Genomic DNA, 13,864 nt, shown 5'->3' with positions numbered 1-13,864 from the left:
GTATGCCGAAGGCCATCTGGAACGACGAGATCATCGCCGAGAGCGACGACACCGTGGTAGTCGAGGGCAACACCTACTTCCCGCGTTCGTCGGTGCGGGAGGAGTTGCTGCGTCCGTCGGACACACACTCCATCTGCCCGTGGAAGGGCAAGGCGTCCTACTACTCGATCGAGTCCGGTGGGCAGGTCAACGAGGACGCCATCTGGTATTACCCCGAGCCCAAGCCCGACGCCAAGGCCGTCCGCGACCGGGTCGCCTTCTGGAAGGGCGTCAAGGTCGAGGTCTGATGGTCATCGCCGGCGCGGGCTCGTCAGGGTCCGCGCCGCCTACCCGATCCTCGGGTGCGCATCCTCGATGACCGGCACTTCCAGGTAGTCCAGCATGTCCTTCTGCTCCTCCGGCCCGAGCGCGTAGAACGCCTCGTAGGCCGAGGACCGCGAGTGCGGCGTCTCCGCCGCCAGCAACGCGATGATCGCCGACCACGCCAGCGAGACCCGGTCGAAGAGCCGTGCGGTCCGCAGTGACGTCAAGCGGCTGAGCATCGCCACCTTGGTCGCCGCGTCGTCGTCCGCCGCGATCCGGTCCGACAGCTCGAAGAGCGCCTTCCCCCGGTACGGGTGTTCGGCCTCGACCAGCCGCGCCAGCTCGGCGTTGTCCATCCGGTCGACCGGTGGTGCGGGTCCCCGGCGCGGTAGCCGGGGCCTGGAGTCGTCAGCGGGCACGACTGTCCCGTCCGCTCTCGAAGCCCACTCCCGGCACCTGGTGCGGCAGCGTCGGGCGGCTCTGGAACGTGGGGAACGGCGGCGAGGGCATCACCGGCTCGGGCCGCTCGGGCCCGGTCTCGGTGTCGGCAGTCTCCGGGACCGCCTCGTCGACCTCGTCACGCACCTTGTCCTCCGCGTCCTCCACATTCCGTCCCAGCACAGTTTGTCCTCCGTTGCCGACTTTTGCTGTGTTGGCGTCCTATGAGATCACGCCACGTCAACCCCGGCGAGCCCGCCACCGGGCAACTCCCGGACATCACCCGACCCGGCGACAGCCGTAATGTTGCGGCAATACATTGATCGTTGCCGGTCGGCAAAGATCGCCGACATGTACTGAGAGTAGGTGTCCGTGGACGGGGGGACGAGCACCACCGGTGCGACACCCGAGTGGCGTTCCGCCATGGTCGACGTTTCCGGGCTCTCGCTCGCGGAACTGGGGGCGGACACCGCACCGGACCCGGCGGACGACTCGGCCCTGGCGCAAAGCCTGCGCCGGCTCGCGGACGATCTGGCCCGGCCGGGTGAACCGATCGCCGGCTTCAACTCGGCTCTCTGACCTGCGGATGACCCGATCCCGGACCGCCGCTGTGCGCCCGCACCGGCTCAGCGACCCGGCCTTCGCCGCCCTGGGGGCCGGCCGCCCCGACGCCGAGACGGTGGCCGAGCTGCGGCGGGCCCAGTTCAGCCGTCACCTGCTGCTGCTGCGGGAGATCCGGGCGGCCGCTCCGGGCGCGTCGTGGTCACTCCTGGTGGCTGCGGAGCGCGACGACCGGGACCGCGTGCGGGCGGCGATCGCCCGGCCGCTGACCGGCGTCTGGGCCGCACGCTGCCTCACGGCACTGCGGGCCGGAAAGCTGCCCGAAGAAGCAGGTGTGGGATACCTGGAGGACCTCGCCGCGCCACCGGCCGGCCCCGTCCCCCGCCGCCTGGTCGCGGACCACGACGGCCTGACCATCTCGGTACGCCTCGAGGACCGCCACCCCCTGCGCGCCCAACTGGGCCTGACCCCCGCCGACCCGCTGACCGATGCGGAGGCGGCACGCTGGCAGGAGTTGTTCACCGACGCCTGGCAGCTGCTGACGCGCGTCGTGCGCCCGCAGGCCGAGGTGCTCGCCCAGGTGCTCGACTGCATCGTGCCCGTACGCCCCGACCCGTCGGCCCGCGGCATCAGCGCCACCTCGGCCGACGCCTTCGGTGCGGTCGCGATGTCCGAGCCCGCCGACGCCGCCGCACTGGCCGTCGGACTGTTGCACGAGACACAGCACAGCCTCCTGAACGCCGTGCACTACCTCTTCGACCTGCACCGGGAGCCGGACGCCCTCGGTTATTCACCCTGGCGCGACGATCCCCGGCCGGTCTCCGGGATCCTGCACGGCGCGTACGCCTACCTCGGCGTCACCCGTTTCTGGCGGGCGAGGCCCGGTGACCCGATGGCGGCGTTCGAGTACGCCCGCTGGCGTTCGGCCGTGGCGGACGCGACCGACGACCTGCTGCGGCGCGGCGGGCTCACGCCGGCGGGCACCCGCTTCGTAGCCTCCCTGCACGCCGAGGTCCGCCCCTGGCTGGACGAACCCGTGGACCCCGCGGTGGCCCGGCTCGCCGCCGGCGCCAACACCGACCACCACGTGCGCTGGCGGCTGCGGAACAGGCACGTCGAGCCCGCCGACGCCCGCGCGCTGGCCGAGGCGTGGCGGCGTGGCGCTCCCCCGCCGCGGGTCACCTCCGAGCTGCGACGGGCCCCGCGGCGGGCGCTGGAGGCGAGTGCGCGGCTGGATCTGACCCACGCGCTGCTGCGGGGCGAGGTCGTGGACGGGTCTGCGGGTGATCTTGCGTACCTGCGTGGTGACGAGGAAGCGGCCGTCCGGGCGTACCGGGAAAGGGTGATCGCGGATCCGCGGGATCACGCAGCCTGGGCCGGTCTGGCCCTGGGCGGCGCGCCGGAGGTCGTGGCCGCCGCCTATCAGGCGCTGGACGACCCGGAGACCGACCCGATCACGTTCGCGGCCTGGGTTTCTTCCTGAGTTCGCCTCAGGTCCGGGCGTCCGGAACCGATCTGGCCACCTGTTGGAGGTGAGTCATGGGTCGGACCGGCAAAACCATGGATCGGATCCGTCGTGGTGTCGACGACACCATGATTTTCACGTCGCTGCTGCTGCTCGCCTGGCCCGCGATGTTCGACGACGTCGTCCGCGGCGACGCGGGAGTGCCCGGCCTGATCATCGGCATCGCCACGGTGTTCTTCCTCGGCGTCGGAGTGATCCTGCTGGCCGGACGCTGGCCGCTGCTGCAGTACGCACCCGTCGCCTCGGCCGTCATCATGGCCGGCTTCTGGTTCGGCCGGAACGACACCATCAGCCCCGAGCTGACCTGGCTCATCATCGCCGTCGCCGCGATCATCCTGATCCGCCAGTTCCTCGGCGCGCGCACCAACGAGGGCCTCGTGCGGGACCTCACCCGGCAGCGCGCCCAGCTGGCCCGGCAGGCTTTCCGCGACCCGCTCACCGAGCTCGGCAACCGCAAGCTCTTCATGGACCACGCCACCGACGCCCTCGCGGACGCCGACGACACGATGACCGCCGTGATCCTCTTCGACCTGGACGGGTTCAAGGAGGTCAACGACACCTACGGCCACGCCACCGGCGACGAGCTGCTGCGCACGGCGGCCGAGCGCCTGACCGCGAACGTCCGCACCAACGACACCGTGTCCCGCCTCGGCGGCGACGAGTTCGTGGTGCTGCTGCCACGGCTCGTCGACGACCAGATCGCCGACACCGTCGCCAACCGCATCCTCCGCGACCTCTCCCAGCCGCTGGTCATCGGCGACACCGTCCTGACCATCCCGGCCAGCGCCGGCATCGCCATCACCCGCGGCAGCGGCATGGCTGTCGACGACGTGATCCGCGAGGCCGACCTGGCGCTCTACCAGGCCAAGGCCGACGGCAAAGGTGTCGCCCGCCGCTTCGACCCGGCGCAGTTCGCCGAGGCCGAGAAGCGCCGCCGGGAAGAATCCGACCTGCGCCGGGCGCTCGACGCCGGCGAGTTCGAGGTGCACTACCAGCCCATCGTCGACCTCGACGGCGAGCGGACGGTCGGCGTCGAAGCCCTGGTCCGCTGGAACCACCCCGAGCGTGGCCTCCTGCCACCCGCCGCCTTCCTGGAAATGGCCGAGGCCCTGGGCCTGCTGCCGCGGCTCGGCGGCTGGGTGCTCTCCGAAGCCTGCCGCCAAGCCGCCGAATGGCAGCGGCAGGAACCCGGCTTCGAACTCAACGTGAACCTCTCCGCCAGCCAGCTCGGCAACCCCGACCTGATCGACGAGGTCCGCGCAGTGCTGGAGAGCACCGGCCTCCCGCCCGCCCAGCTCGTCCTCGAGCTGACCGAGTCGGTCGCCCTCGTCGACCTGGTCGAATCGGCCCGGATCCTGGGCGCCCTCAAGACCCTCGGCGTCCGGATCGCGCTCGACGACTTCGGCACAGGCTTCTCGTCCCTGAGCCACCTCGGCACCCTGCCGGTCGACGTCGTCAAAATCGACAAGTCGTTCGTCCAGGCCATGCAGGAAAGCAGCGGCGCCTCGGTCGCCGAGGCCGTACTCCAGATCGCCCGCACGTTCAACCTCGCTCCGGTCGCCGAGGGTGTCGAGGACGCCGGGCAGGCCAGCCGGCTGCGCGAGCTCGAATGCGCCCAGGCCCAGGGTTACCACTTCGCCCGCCCGATGCCGGCCGGCGAACTCACCGACCTCCTCGACCGCCAGTCCGCACTCTCGGCCTGACCGGCACGACCTTCACGCCCGGCCAGGCCTTTCGCCGCGGCCGGCCAAGGCCTTCTCGCCGCGGCCGGCCAGGGCCTTCTCGCCGCGGCCGGCCAGGGCCTAGCCGGCCAGCACGGCCACGGCTTTCCGCCCGGTCGGCCAGCGCGGCCGGGGCCTAGCCGGCCAGCAGGGCCACGGCTTTCTGCCCCATCGGCCAGCACGGCCAGGTCCTAGCCGGCCAGCAGGGCCAGGGCTTTTTCGGCCTCGGTCCGGTCGCCGACGGGGATCTCCTGTCCGGCCACCGTCGAGGCGGCCGAGGCGGCGACCGCGACCGCACCGACCTGCTCGGCGGTCACGTGCTCCGGGTCGCCGGAGTCGGCGGTGCGGGTCCGCACCGGCCCGAGCACCAGCGCGAAGACCCGCTTCTCACCGCCGAGCTCGGCGGTGACAACCCGCTGCATCATCAGCACGGCGGCCTGCTCCATGCTCACCAGACCACTTCCCGGTACGGGCCAGGACGCCGAACCTCCGACGATCACCGTGTACGCGCCCCGGGCACCCAGTCGCGGCAGGACGGCCCGCAGCACGGCCATGTGTGCGGTGGCGAGTCCGGTGAAGGCGCTCTGCCAGTCCGTGCTGCTGATCTCCCAGAGGCGCTTGCCGGCCCACCAGCCGCCGATGGGCGCGACCACGTCGTCGATGCCGCCGAGCCGGGACACCATCTGCTCGGCCAAGTCCTCGGCACCGGCGAACGTCGTGTAGTCGTGCACCACCAGGTGCAGCCGGTCGGTGGCCGCGTCGCCCAGCACGTGCCGGAACTCGTCCGCGCGCTGCTGCGTACGGGTGGGGACGACCACGTCCGCGCCGGCGGCGAGGTACCTGCGGACAACACCTTCGCCGACGGCACCGGTACCGCCGGGGACCAGGACACGGCGACCGGACAGATCTGTCATGACTGCACTCCTCATACGTTGGTGTAACCAACATTGGTATCGCCAACGTAGCCGGGCGAACGTTGGCCTGTCCAACGTTTAGAGTGGTCTCATGGATCACACCGTGCGACCCCCGGCCCGGCTCCGCGCCCTGGTCAGCTGGCAGACCAGCAAGGTGTCGACCCTCGGCGCACGGCTGACCGCCCCCCGCATGCCACTGGGTGCCCGCGCCGACTTCGCCGTCCTCGCCGCGCTGGAGGAGTACGGCCCGCTCAGCCAGGCCGAGATCGGCCGCCGGCTGGGCCTCGACCGCAACGACGTCAATGGCATCCTGAACCGCCTCGAGGGCAACGAGCAGGTCGAGCGTCAGGCCGACCCCGCCGACCGGCGCCGCAACATCGTCACGCTCACCGACACGGGCCGCGCTCACCTCGACGACCTGCAACAGCACGCCGACGCCGTCCAGGACGAGCTCCTCGCCGGCCTCGACCCCGCGGAACGCCGTCAGCTGCAGACCCTGCTCGGCAAGCTCCTGAGCAACCACCAGCCACAATCAGCCTGAGCTCGCCTAGGGCCCGCGAGCCCAGGGCCGCGAGCCCAGGGCAGCGAGCTCAGGGCAGCGAGCTCAGTGAAGGGCGAGCCCAGGGCAGCGAGCCCAGGGCAGCGAGCTCACGGCAGCGAGCTCAGCGCAGGGCAGGGCAGCGAGCTCAGCGCAGGGCAGTGCAGGGCAGCGAGCTCAGCGCAGGGCAGGGCAGCGAGCTCAGCGCAGGGCAGTGCAGGGCAGCGAGCTCAGCGCAGGGCAGGGCAGCGAGCTCAGCGCAGGGCAGCGAGCTCAGCCCTCGCCGGCCTGCCCCAGCACTGGCTCCAGGGCGACGGAGTGAAGGGCTAGCTCAGGGCAGGGCGGCGAGCCGGAACGGGCACGCCGACGAGGCCGTGCTGTGGTCGTGCGGGCCGAGCTCGGCCAGCTGCTGGACGGCCAGCCTCAGGTCGTCGTTGGCGCAGGGCTTGAGCAGGACGGCACAGGGCGCAGCCGCGACAGCGCGCGGGTCCTCGGGCAGCAGCGACCCGGTCAGGATCGCGATAGGTGTGTCGCGCAGGTCCGGGTGCTCCCGGACTGACCGGCTCAGCTCGAGACCGTCCATGCGAGGCATCCCGAGGTCGGTCAGCACCACCTGCGGCCGTATCTGGGAGGCGAGGGCCAGCGCGGCCACGCCGTCTGGTGCGTGGTGCACGACGTGCCCCGCACGTTTCAGCACTCTGGTGAGGATGAAGGCGATTTCTTCGTCGTCCTCGGCGATCAGAACAGCTGCCATGGAAAAGCCCCCGCAACTCCGGCTCGAATCGCGCGGCTTACCCCGGGAAAAGAATCTGAATCACTCAGGACCAGGCCATTTTGCTGCATCCTGCGGAATGCAGTAACGGGGATCACCACCGATGGGTGACAAGACGTTCCAGATTGATGATTCAGGGCATGCGGGGCCCCGCTCGCGGCCCGCGAGCGTCCCGCGCCTGGAGATGACGGTATCGGATGCTGACGGTTGATGAGGCGTTGCTGCGGGACCCGTCGCGGCTGGCGGCGGTGGCAGACCTGCGCCCTGCGCTGGCCGCTCTTCCGGTGCTGCTGGACTCGGTCGCCGCGGTCGCCGCCCGTTCGCTCGCAGCCCCGATCGCGCTGGTGTCATTGGTCGGCGAGAGTCAGGAATACCTTTACGGCACTTACGACCCGGCCGGCGCACTGGCCGGTCGGGAAACCATTCCGCTGGCGACCTCGATGGGAAAATATGTTCTCGGTGCGAATGGTTGTGTCCGTTCGACCGGAGTTTCACCGGCTGCCCGTTTCGGGGTGAGTGCCTTTGCCGGCGTACCGCTGAAGGATCACGGGAATCGGCCGGTCGGCTGCCTGGCGGTGCTCGACACCGAGAACAGACGATGGTCGGCCGGACAGACGTCGCTGTTGTCCGAGCTGGCGCGGATCCTGAGCCCGGAGGTGCTCGCGAGCATTGCCCCCACGGCACCCACGGCCGCCGCGGATGCGGCGGAGGACAACGACCGCTTTCTCGCCGCGATCCTCGACAGCCTGGCCGTGGGGGTGATCGCCTGCGACGAAGCGGGGAAGATCGTGCTGGTCAACCGGGCGCTGCGTGATGTGCAGTCGCTGCCCGGCGACCGCGTGCCGGAGGACTACGCCGAACGGGCGGAGACCACCCTGGTCCACTCCGACATGACGCCGATGAGCTGGCAGCAGACACCGCTGATGCGCGCCCTGCGCGGTGAGCACGTGCGGGACAGCGAGGTGCTCGTCCAGGCTCCGGGGCATCGGCTCCGCACGTTCGCGACCAACGCACAGCCGATCATCGGTGCGGGAGGCCGCCGGCTGGGCGCCGTGGCGGCGGCGCACGAGGTCACCGCCATGCGTCGCGCCGAGCATTTCCGGCAGTGCCACCTCGCCGTGGCGCACATCCTGGCTGCCTCCGACTCACCGGAGCAGGCGGCCTTCGGCGTTCTCCGGGTTGTAGCCACAACACTGCGCTGGCCGTACGCGGAAATGTGGTTGATCGACGAGGCGACCGACAGCCTGCGCTCGATCGGGCACTGGAGCGAGCCCGGTCTCAAGGCCGGGAAACTCAGCCGCCGCGCCGTGACCAAGGGCGTCGGTGTCACGGGCCGGACCTGGGCCACGGGCAGACCGGTCTGGATCCACGACATCACCAGTGAGGCGGCGGCGGAACCCCACCCCCGCATCGAGGCCTGCCTGCGCCTGGGGTTCCGCACCGTGCTGTCCGTACCGGTTCGTGACGGCGACACGATGCTCGGCGTGCTGACCTGCTATTCCGACGCGCCCGAGCACCATGAGGACCTGCTCACCGTGCTGCTTGACGGCGTGGCCGCACAGTTCGGTGTTTTTGTGGCTCTGCGCCGCGCCGCCGCGCTGGCCCAGGAACTCGACCGGGCCAAGGACGACTTCATCGCGCTGGTCGGGCACGAGATGCGGACGCCTCTGACGACGATCGCCGCGACCGCCGGGATGCTCCGTGAGGAAGCGGAGAGTTTCGAGCCCGAGACGCAGCACATGCTGGCGGCAATCCACCGCAACACGATTCTGCTGCAGGACATCGTCGGCAAGCTGCTGGACCTGGCCGGACTCGAGGCCGGGCACATCGGTCTCACGATCGCGCCGGTCGACCTCGTGGAAGTGATCACCGAGGCGATGACCGCGGCCCGGCCGGCGGCGTCCGCGAACGGCCTGACCCTGATCGCCGAGCTGCCGGACCGGCTCACGGTGGAGGCCGACGCCGGCCGGTTCCGCCAGGTCGTCGACGACCTGCTCTCGAACGCGGTGAAGTACAGCCCGGGCGGCGGCGACATCCACGTCCGCCTGTCCGCCGACGACACCACGGCCGAGCTGGTGATCACCGACGGTGGCATCGGTGTCCTCGACACCGAACGTGAGCACCTGTTCGACCGTCTCTACCGCGGCAGCAACGTCCGCCACCAGGGCACCACCGGCAGCGGTCTCGGTCTGAGCCTGGCCCGCACCATCGTCGAACTGCACGGCGGCACCATCACCCTGACGGGACGCGAGACCGGCGGCACCACCGTGCAGGTCCGTCTGCCCCTGCAGGCGACGTCCCCGTCATCCCGCTGATCATCTTGGAGACCCTCACGTGGCCGACATCCTCGTCGCCGAAAATGTCCTCGACCTGCAGGACGTCCTCCGGCGGCTGTTCCAGCGTGCGCGGCACGAGGTCCGCGTCACCGGGAACGGCACCGACACCCTCGAGCAGGCCCTCGAACAGGCGCCGGACCTGCTGGTCATGAACCCCGCCCTGCCCGAGATCGACGGTCTCGAGGTCTGCCGCCGGCTCCGCGCCGACCTCCGGACCCGGGACGTGCCCATCCTGATCCTGTCGGTTCATCAGTACCCCGCCGAGAAGGACGCCGCCCGGCAGGCCGGTGCCGACGAATACCTCGGCAAGCCGTTCCATCCGGCCGAGCTCCTGAGCCGAGCTCGCGTGCTGCTCGCCCGGAACACCGGCTAGAGCGGCGGGGGCTCGATCTCCGTCTCGAGGCGCAGGCCCTCGGCGGCGCGGGCCAGGAGACGGTGGTCCTCGCCGTAGACCTTCTCCAGACCCTCCACCGCGAGGTGCATCGACGGCTCGTCACCGGCGTCCAGCGCCACATTGAACGCACAAGCCAGCGTGTCGGGGTGTTCGGCGCCGCGCAGGGCGCGCGAGCGGACGAGGGTGTCGCCGGCGATCTCGCGGGCCTGCTGCGCCTCGCCGGTGGCGACCAGGTCGGCGGCGAGGCCGTTGGCGCAGCTCAGCGTGAACGGGTGGTCGGCGCCGACACTGCGCCGCAGGCCGCCCAGGGCCTCGGCGTCGATCGTGCGGGCCTCGGCGAAGCGGCCCGTGGCGCGGACGACACCGGCCAGGTCGGCCGCCGCGGCCAGGGTGAACGGGTGCTCGTCACCCAGCACCGCGTGGTATCGGGCGACGGCGCGTTCGAGGAGCCGGTGCGCCTCGTCCAGGTCACCGTCGTCGCGGGCGCAGTTGGCCAGCGACACGAGCGCGCCGAGTGTCTCGACGTTAAGGTCGCCGAATTTCTGCCGGTAGAGCTCCACGTTGGTCTCGGCCAGCTGCCGGGCCTGCGGGAGGCCGCAGCGCCGGGCGGCGATCGCTGCGAAGCGCCCGGCCCAGAGCGCCATCGGGTGGTCGGCGCCGAGCGCCTCGGCGTGGCCGTTGCTCAGCAGCTCGGTCGCGCCCGCGTAGTCACCCAGGCCGAAGAGGTCGAAGGCGAGCCCGGCCCGGGAGGACAGGGTCTCGGGGTGACCCTCCACGAAGATCATCTGCCGGTGGCGCAGCACCTGCTCGTCCAGCGCCCGAGCGCCCCGGAAGTCACCGAGCAGGCGCAGGTCGGCCGCCAGGTTGTTGGCACAGCGCAGGGCGGTCGGGAAGCTCTCACCGAACAGCCGGCGGTAACGGACCAGGTTGTCCGCGTCGAGCTGCCGGGCCTGCCCGAAGTGGCCCTGCATGCGCAGGTCAGCGCCGACGCTGTTGGCCGTGGCCAGCGTGGTCTCGTCGTCGTCGCCCAGCACGTCACGCTGCGAGCGGAGCGTCTGTGCGTTCAGGGCGCGGGCGTCCGCCGTCCGGCCGACCGCACGCAACGCGTTGGCCAGGTGGAACGACGCCAGCAAGGTCTGCTCGTCGGTCTCGCCCAGGCTGTCACGCCAGCGGGCCACCGCCTGGGTCGCCAGGTCCCGGCTCGAGTCCCAGTCGCCGCGGGCGTAGAGAAACCGGATGCAGTTGATCACCAACTGGCGGATCTCCTCGGCGTCGCCGCCGAGGACGTCGGAGTGGACCAGGTGCGGGACGATCGCGGCGTACCGGGACCAGTGCGCCGGGTTGTCCGGGTCGCCGGGGTCGGCGGCGGCGAGCATCGCGCGCACCGAGTGCAGCAGCGCGGCGTGCCGCTCTGAGCTGAGCTGCTGGCCGAGCATGCCCCGGACCAGCGGGTGCACGAGCACACTGGCGCCGGGCGGATCGAGGTCGGCCAGGCCGTACCGGCCGATCAGGCGCAACGCGGCCTTGAGGCGCCGCTCGATCCGGACCGTGCGGGCCAGCTCGGCGCCGACCTGACCGCGGGCCGCCCAGAGCAGCTCCCACGACACGGGCGCGCTGGCCAGGAACGCACACAGCTCGAGCAGCTCGAACGCCGGTGGTGAGGCCTCACCCAGGGCGTCCGCGGCCAGACCCCAGGCGATGCGGATCGGTGTCGGGAACGCCAGCTCGGCCGCCCGCTCGTCGTAGCGGCGGAGATATTCGGTGATGCTCCAGCCCGCCGCGGCGCGGACCGCGGCCGCCAGGTCGAGCGCCATGGGAACGTCACCGAGCCGCTCGGCCAGCCGCTCGGCGTCGGAGGCGGACAGGTCGGTAGCGCGGCGCTGCAGGAAGTCGACACTGTCACCGCGGTCGAAAACGGCGACCGGGACCGCCTGCGCGACCTCGGACGTCCACCGCGGATTGCGCGAGGTGACCAGGACGTGCCCGGCACCGCTCGGCAGGTACGGCTTGATGTCCTCGGGGCGGTTGGCGTTCTCGAAGACGACCAGCCAGTTGCGGTACGGCTCGCCCCGGCTCAGCGCGTCACGGACCGCGCCGAGCGTGCGGTTGATGTCGCGCGCCTCGGGCAGCTTGAGCTCCTGCGCCAGCCCGACCAGCGCGGCCCGCATGCCGGCGGTCTGCTCGGCGGGAATCCACCACACCAGGTCGTACGTGTCGGCGTACCGGTACGCGTACTCCACGGCGAGCTGGGTGCGCCCGGTGCCGCCGAGCTGGTGCTCGGGTGCCGGCAGCAGCACCACAGGGCCGTTGCCGAGCAGCCCGCGGACGTCGGCGAGAAGTCCCTCCCGCCCGACAAAACGCGGATTGCGCGGCGGCAGATTGCCCCGGATCGGCACGCCGCCCTCCCACCTGGTGACTCGGCCATCTACTGTCGTTGTGCCGATTACCGTACGTGGAATCGTCACCACAGCGGAAGCTGTCGCCGAACGGAAAGGCCCCGGTGTCCGAGGAACCCGTAACGAGTCTCGTCCGCGAAGCCGACGTGGTGACCGTGAACCTGCGCGGCGAAGTGGACGTCCTGACCGTCGACCAGGTCCGCGTCGCGCTGGTGGAGGCCCTGGAGAGCCGTCCCCGCACCGTCGTGGTCGACCTCTCCGACCTGTCCTTCATCGACTCGACCGGCCTGGGCGCACTGATCTTCGGCTTCCAGCGGGCCCGTGACGCGAACATCGCCTTCCGCCTGGCCCACCCCAGCCGCGGTGTCCGCCAGATCCTGGTCCTCAGCGGTCTGCTCGAAGTTGTCGAGCTGACCGAGTAGATGCGTCCCCGACTGATCGCCGAGACGACCGTGCCCGGGCTCCGCTGGGTGGAGCCGATCGCCGGGGCCGGCTGGGTCGTCACCCAGCCGGAGACGCCCGCTCTGACCGTGCTCGACACCGAGCTGCGGACGTTGGCGACCGTCGGCCTGCCGGCCGGCGACCGTGACATGCAGGCCGCCGCGGACGACACCCTGCTGGCCGTCGGCACCGGCCAGGAGCTGATCGCCCTGGAGCGGGACGGGCAGATCCGGTGGCGGCGGTCCTTCGGTGCGGGGCGGCCGGACCCCCACTTCGATGATCACGGCGTGCTGTGGGTCCACCTGCCGCCCGCCGACGAGCTGCTGGCCGTCGAGGCCGCCACCGGGCGTGAGATCGACCGGGTGCCGCTGGACTCGACCCACGGCGGCGCGTTGTTCACCCGGCACGCAGGTGGCGAGTGGACCGGGCTGCACGTGGCCATGGGTCAGGACGGCTCCCAGAGCTGGCTGGTCCGCCTCGACGGCGGGAAGATCGTGCTGCGCGAGCTGGCCGGCGAGTGTGTCACGGGCTTCCTGCGTGCCGGGGAGCTCTACTTCTCGACGCCCCACAACGACGAGCAGCTGTCGATCCGCGAGGTCGCCACCGACGCCGTCGTGGCCGAGCACGCCATCGAGGACGTGCCCGGTCTGCCGGAGCTGGGCGAGGACCTGATCCTGCTCGAGGCCGCCACCGTCGTGTCCGACGATTTTGTGCTGGTCGCGGTCAACACCGACGACTTCGACACCGATCTCGAGGATCACCTGCTGCTGTCCACGAGCACGCTGGGCTACCGGGCCACGATGCTGTACCCGTACGAGATGACCCACAACTCGATCTATCCGGCCGACGCGCCCGGTCGCTGGCTGACCGTCGACTACGGGGAGAACGTCCTGCGGCTGTGGCAACTCGAGGACGAGCCGGAGCCCGGACTGTTCTGACCGGGCCCCGGCGCTGCGTCAGCCGACCCAGGTGAACTCGCGGGCGGGTACGGCGGCCGCGGAGCGGAAGAGGTTGTTGACCGTGGACGCCTCGGTCGAGTTCGGGTTGGGGTTGGTGCAGGAAACGGGGGCGCTGCTGCCCGACATCAGGTCCGAGCACAGGCCGGTGCGGCGGTCCGGCAGGCCGAGGATGTGGCCGAACTCGTGCGCCGCGATCCGCGGCTGGTAGTAGCCGTCGTTCACGGCTTCGCGGCCCATGTACCAGCGGCCGTTGCCCAGCGACGTCGAGTACGTCCGCGGCCAGCCGTTGTCGGCGTAGACGCGGATGTTCGGGGTCCGGCCGGCCGGGACGGGCTGGAGCTGGACGTTGGCGACCCGGCTGTTCCAGATCTGCGCGCCCTGCGCGACGACGGCCTTGAACTCCTGCGCCTGGCTCGCGTCGTAGTACAGGATCCGCGGAGCTGCCGCGGCCGGACCGGTGGTGGCGACCTGCAGTCCGACGAGCATGGCGATGGCCAGCAGCGCGGCGGACAGTCTTTGACGCAGCATCGGGGGGACCTCCCTGGGGTGGTGGACGGCTGTCCACA

The 13,864-nt window shown here is 71.2% G+C and carries 15 protein-coding genes; 9 read left to right on the top strand and 6 right to left on the bottom strand.

All coding sequences use genetic code 11. From position 1 onward, the window contains the following. Window positions 1-2 precede the first annotated feature (2 nt). Entirely contained in the window at window positions 3-287 is a 285-nt protein-coding gene (locus AFR_RS06155) for a DUF427 domain-containing protein (RefSeq protein WP_023359036.1), read from the top strand. Window positions 288-326: 39 nt separating this feature from the next. On the opposite strand, the gene AFR_RS06150 is transcribed toward AFR_RS06155, so the two are convergent. Then, on the bottom strand, window positions 327-659 hold the full coding sequence (locus tag AFR_RS06150) for a hypothetical protein (protein WP_023359035.1): 333 nt from the start codon (window positions 657-659) through the stop codon (window positions 327-329). 52 nt (window positions 660-711) lie between these two features. Continuing rightward, window positions 712-924 carry a hypothetical protein gene (locus AFR_RS06145; RefSeq protein WP_148307880.1) on the bottom strand — a complete coding sequence of 71 codons (213 nt, stop codon included), beginning with the start codon at window positions 922-924 and terminating at the stop codon, window positions 712-714. Window positions 925-1,107: 183 nt separating this feature from the next. Here AFR_RS06145 and fxsA point away from each other — a divergent pair, with 183 nt between their 5' ends. The 3 genes from fxsA (at window position 1,108) to AFR_RS06130 (ending at window position 4,530) form a co-directional block, all read left to right on the top strand. Further along, complete coding sequence (gene fxsA, locus AFR_RS44485) at window positions 1,108-1,320, top strand: FxSxx-COOH cyclophane-containing RiPP peptide (protein ID WP_238547239.1); 213 nt, start codon at window positions 1,108-1,110, stop codon at window positions 1,318-1,320. 7 nt (window positions 1,321-1,327) lie between these two features. Further along, window positions 1,328-2,785, top strand: coding sequence for an aKG-HExxH-type peptide beta-hydroxylase (locus AFR_RS48335; protein ID WP_052359332.1), 1,458 nt, complete (start codon window positions 1,328-1,330; stop codon window positions 2,783-2,785). Window positions 2,786-2,862: 77 nt separating this feature from the next. Further along, the gene (locus tag AFR_RS06130; RefSeq protein WP_084298337.1) at window positions 2,863-4,530 is read left to right on the top strand and encodes a putative bifunctional diguanylate cyclase/phosphodiesterase; all 1,668 of its coding nucleotides are present in this window, start codon (window positions 2,863-2,865) and stop codon (window positions 4,528-4,530) included. 209 nt (window positions 4,531-4,739) lie between these two features. On the opposite strand, the gene AFR_RS06125 is transcribed toward AFR_RS06130, so the two are convergent. Further along, window positions 4,740-5,462: an SDR family NAD(P)-dependent oxidoreductase gene (locus tag AFR_RS06125; protein WP_023359030.1), complete on the bottom strand. Its 723-nt coding sequence runs from the start codon at window positions 5,460-5,462 to the stop codon at window positions 4,740-4,742. Between the two features lie 91 nt (window positions 5,463-5,553). On the opposite strand from AFR_RS06125, the gene AFR_RS06120 reads away from it, so the two are divergent. Further along, on the top strand, window positions 5,554-6,003 hold the full coding sequence (locus AFR_RS06120) for a MarR family winged helix-turn-helix transcriptional regulator (RefSeq protein ID WP_023359029.1): 450 nt from the start codon (window positions 5,554-5,556) through the stop codon (window positions 6,001-6,003). A gap of 328 nt (window positions 6,004-6,331) precedes the next feature. On the opposite strand, the gene AFR_RS06115 is transcribed toward AFR_RS06120, so the two are convergent. Continuing rightward, a complete protein-coding gene (locus AFR_RS06115; RefSeq protein WP_023359028.1) occupies window positions 6,332-6,754 on the bottom strand; it encodes a response regulator in 423 nt (140 codons plus the stop codon). Between the two features lie 215 nt (window positions 6,755-6,969). On the opposite strand from AFR_RS06115, the gene AFR_RS06110 reads away from it, so the two are divergent. Next, window positions 6,970-9,087 (top strand): ATP-binding protein, encoded by a 2,118-nt coding sequence (locus AFR_RS06110; protein WP_023359027.1) that lies wholly within the window; start codon window positions 6,970-6,972, stop codon window positions 9,085-9,087. A 19-nt stretch (window positions 9,088-9,106) separates the two neighbouring features. Continuing rightward, complete coding sequence (locus AFR_RS06105) at window positions 9,107-9,481, top strand: response regulator (RefSeq protein WP_023359026.1); 375 nt, start codon at window positions 9,107-9,109, stop codon at window positions 9,479-9,481. Here the strand turns inward: AFR_RS06105 and fxsT are convergent. Then, window positions 9,478-11,898, bottom strand: a complete 2,421-nt coding sequence (fxsT, locus tag AFR_RS06100) for an FxSxx-COOH system tetratricopeptide repeat protein (protein WP_023359025.1) — start codon at window positions 11,896-11,898, stop codon at window positions 9,478-9,480. The genes AFR_RS06105 and fxsT overlap by 4 nt on opposite strands. A gap of 104 nt (window positions 11,899-12,002) precedes the next feature. Here fxsT and AFR_RS06095 point away from each other — a divergent pair, with 104 nt between their 5' ends. Both AFR_RS06095 and AFR_RS06090 read left to right on the top strand, forming a co-directional pair. Further along, window positions 12,003-12,320, top strand: coding sequence for an STAS domain-containing protein (locus tag AFR_RS06095; protein ID WP_023359024.1), 318 nt, complete (start codon window positions 12,003-12,005; stop codon window positions 12,318-12,320). Continuing rightward, complete coding sequence (locus tag AFR_RS06090; protein ID WP_023359023.1) at window positions 12,321-13,277, top strand: hypothetical protein; 957 nt, start codon at window positions 12,321-12,323, stop codon at window positions 13,275-13,277. It begins immediately after the preceding gene. 18 nt (window positions 13,278-13,295) lie between these two features. Here AFR_RS06090 and AFR_RS06085 read toward each other — a convergent pair whose 3' ends face one another. Then, window positions 13,296-13,826, bottom strand: a complete 531-nt coding sequence (locus AFR_RS06085; RefSeq protein ID WP_023359022.1) for a snapalysin family zinc-dependent metalloprotease — start codon at window positions 13,824-13,826, stop codon at window positions 13,296-13,298. Between the last annotated feature and the right edge of the window lie 38 nt (window positions 13,827-13,864).

The sequence above is a fragment of the Amorphoplanes friuliensis DSM 7358 genome, from assembly GCF_000494755.1.
Lineage (GTDB): Bacteria > Actinomycetota > Actinomycetes > Mycobacteriales > Micromonosporaceae > Actinoplanes > Actinoplanes friuliensis.
This window is presented reverse-complemented; position numbering and strand designations above follow the sequence as displayed.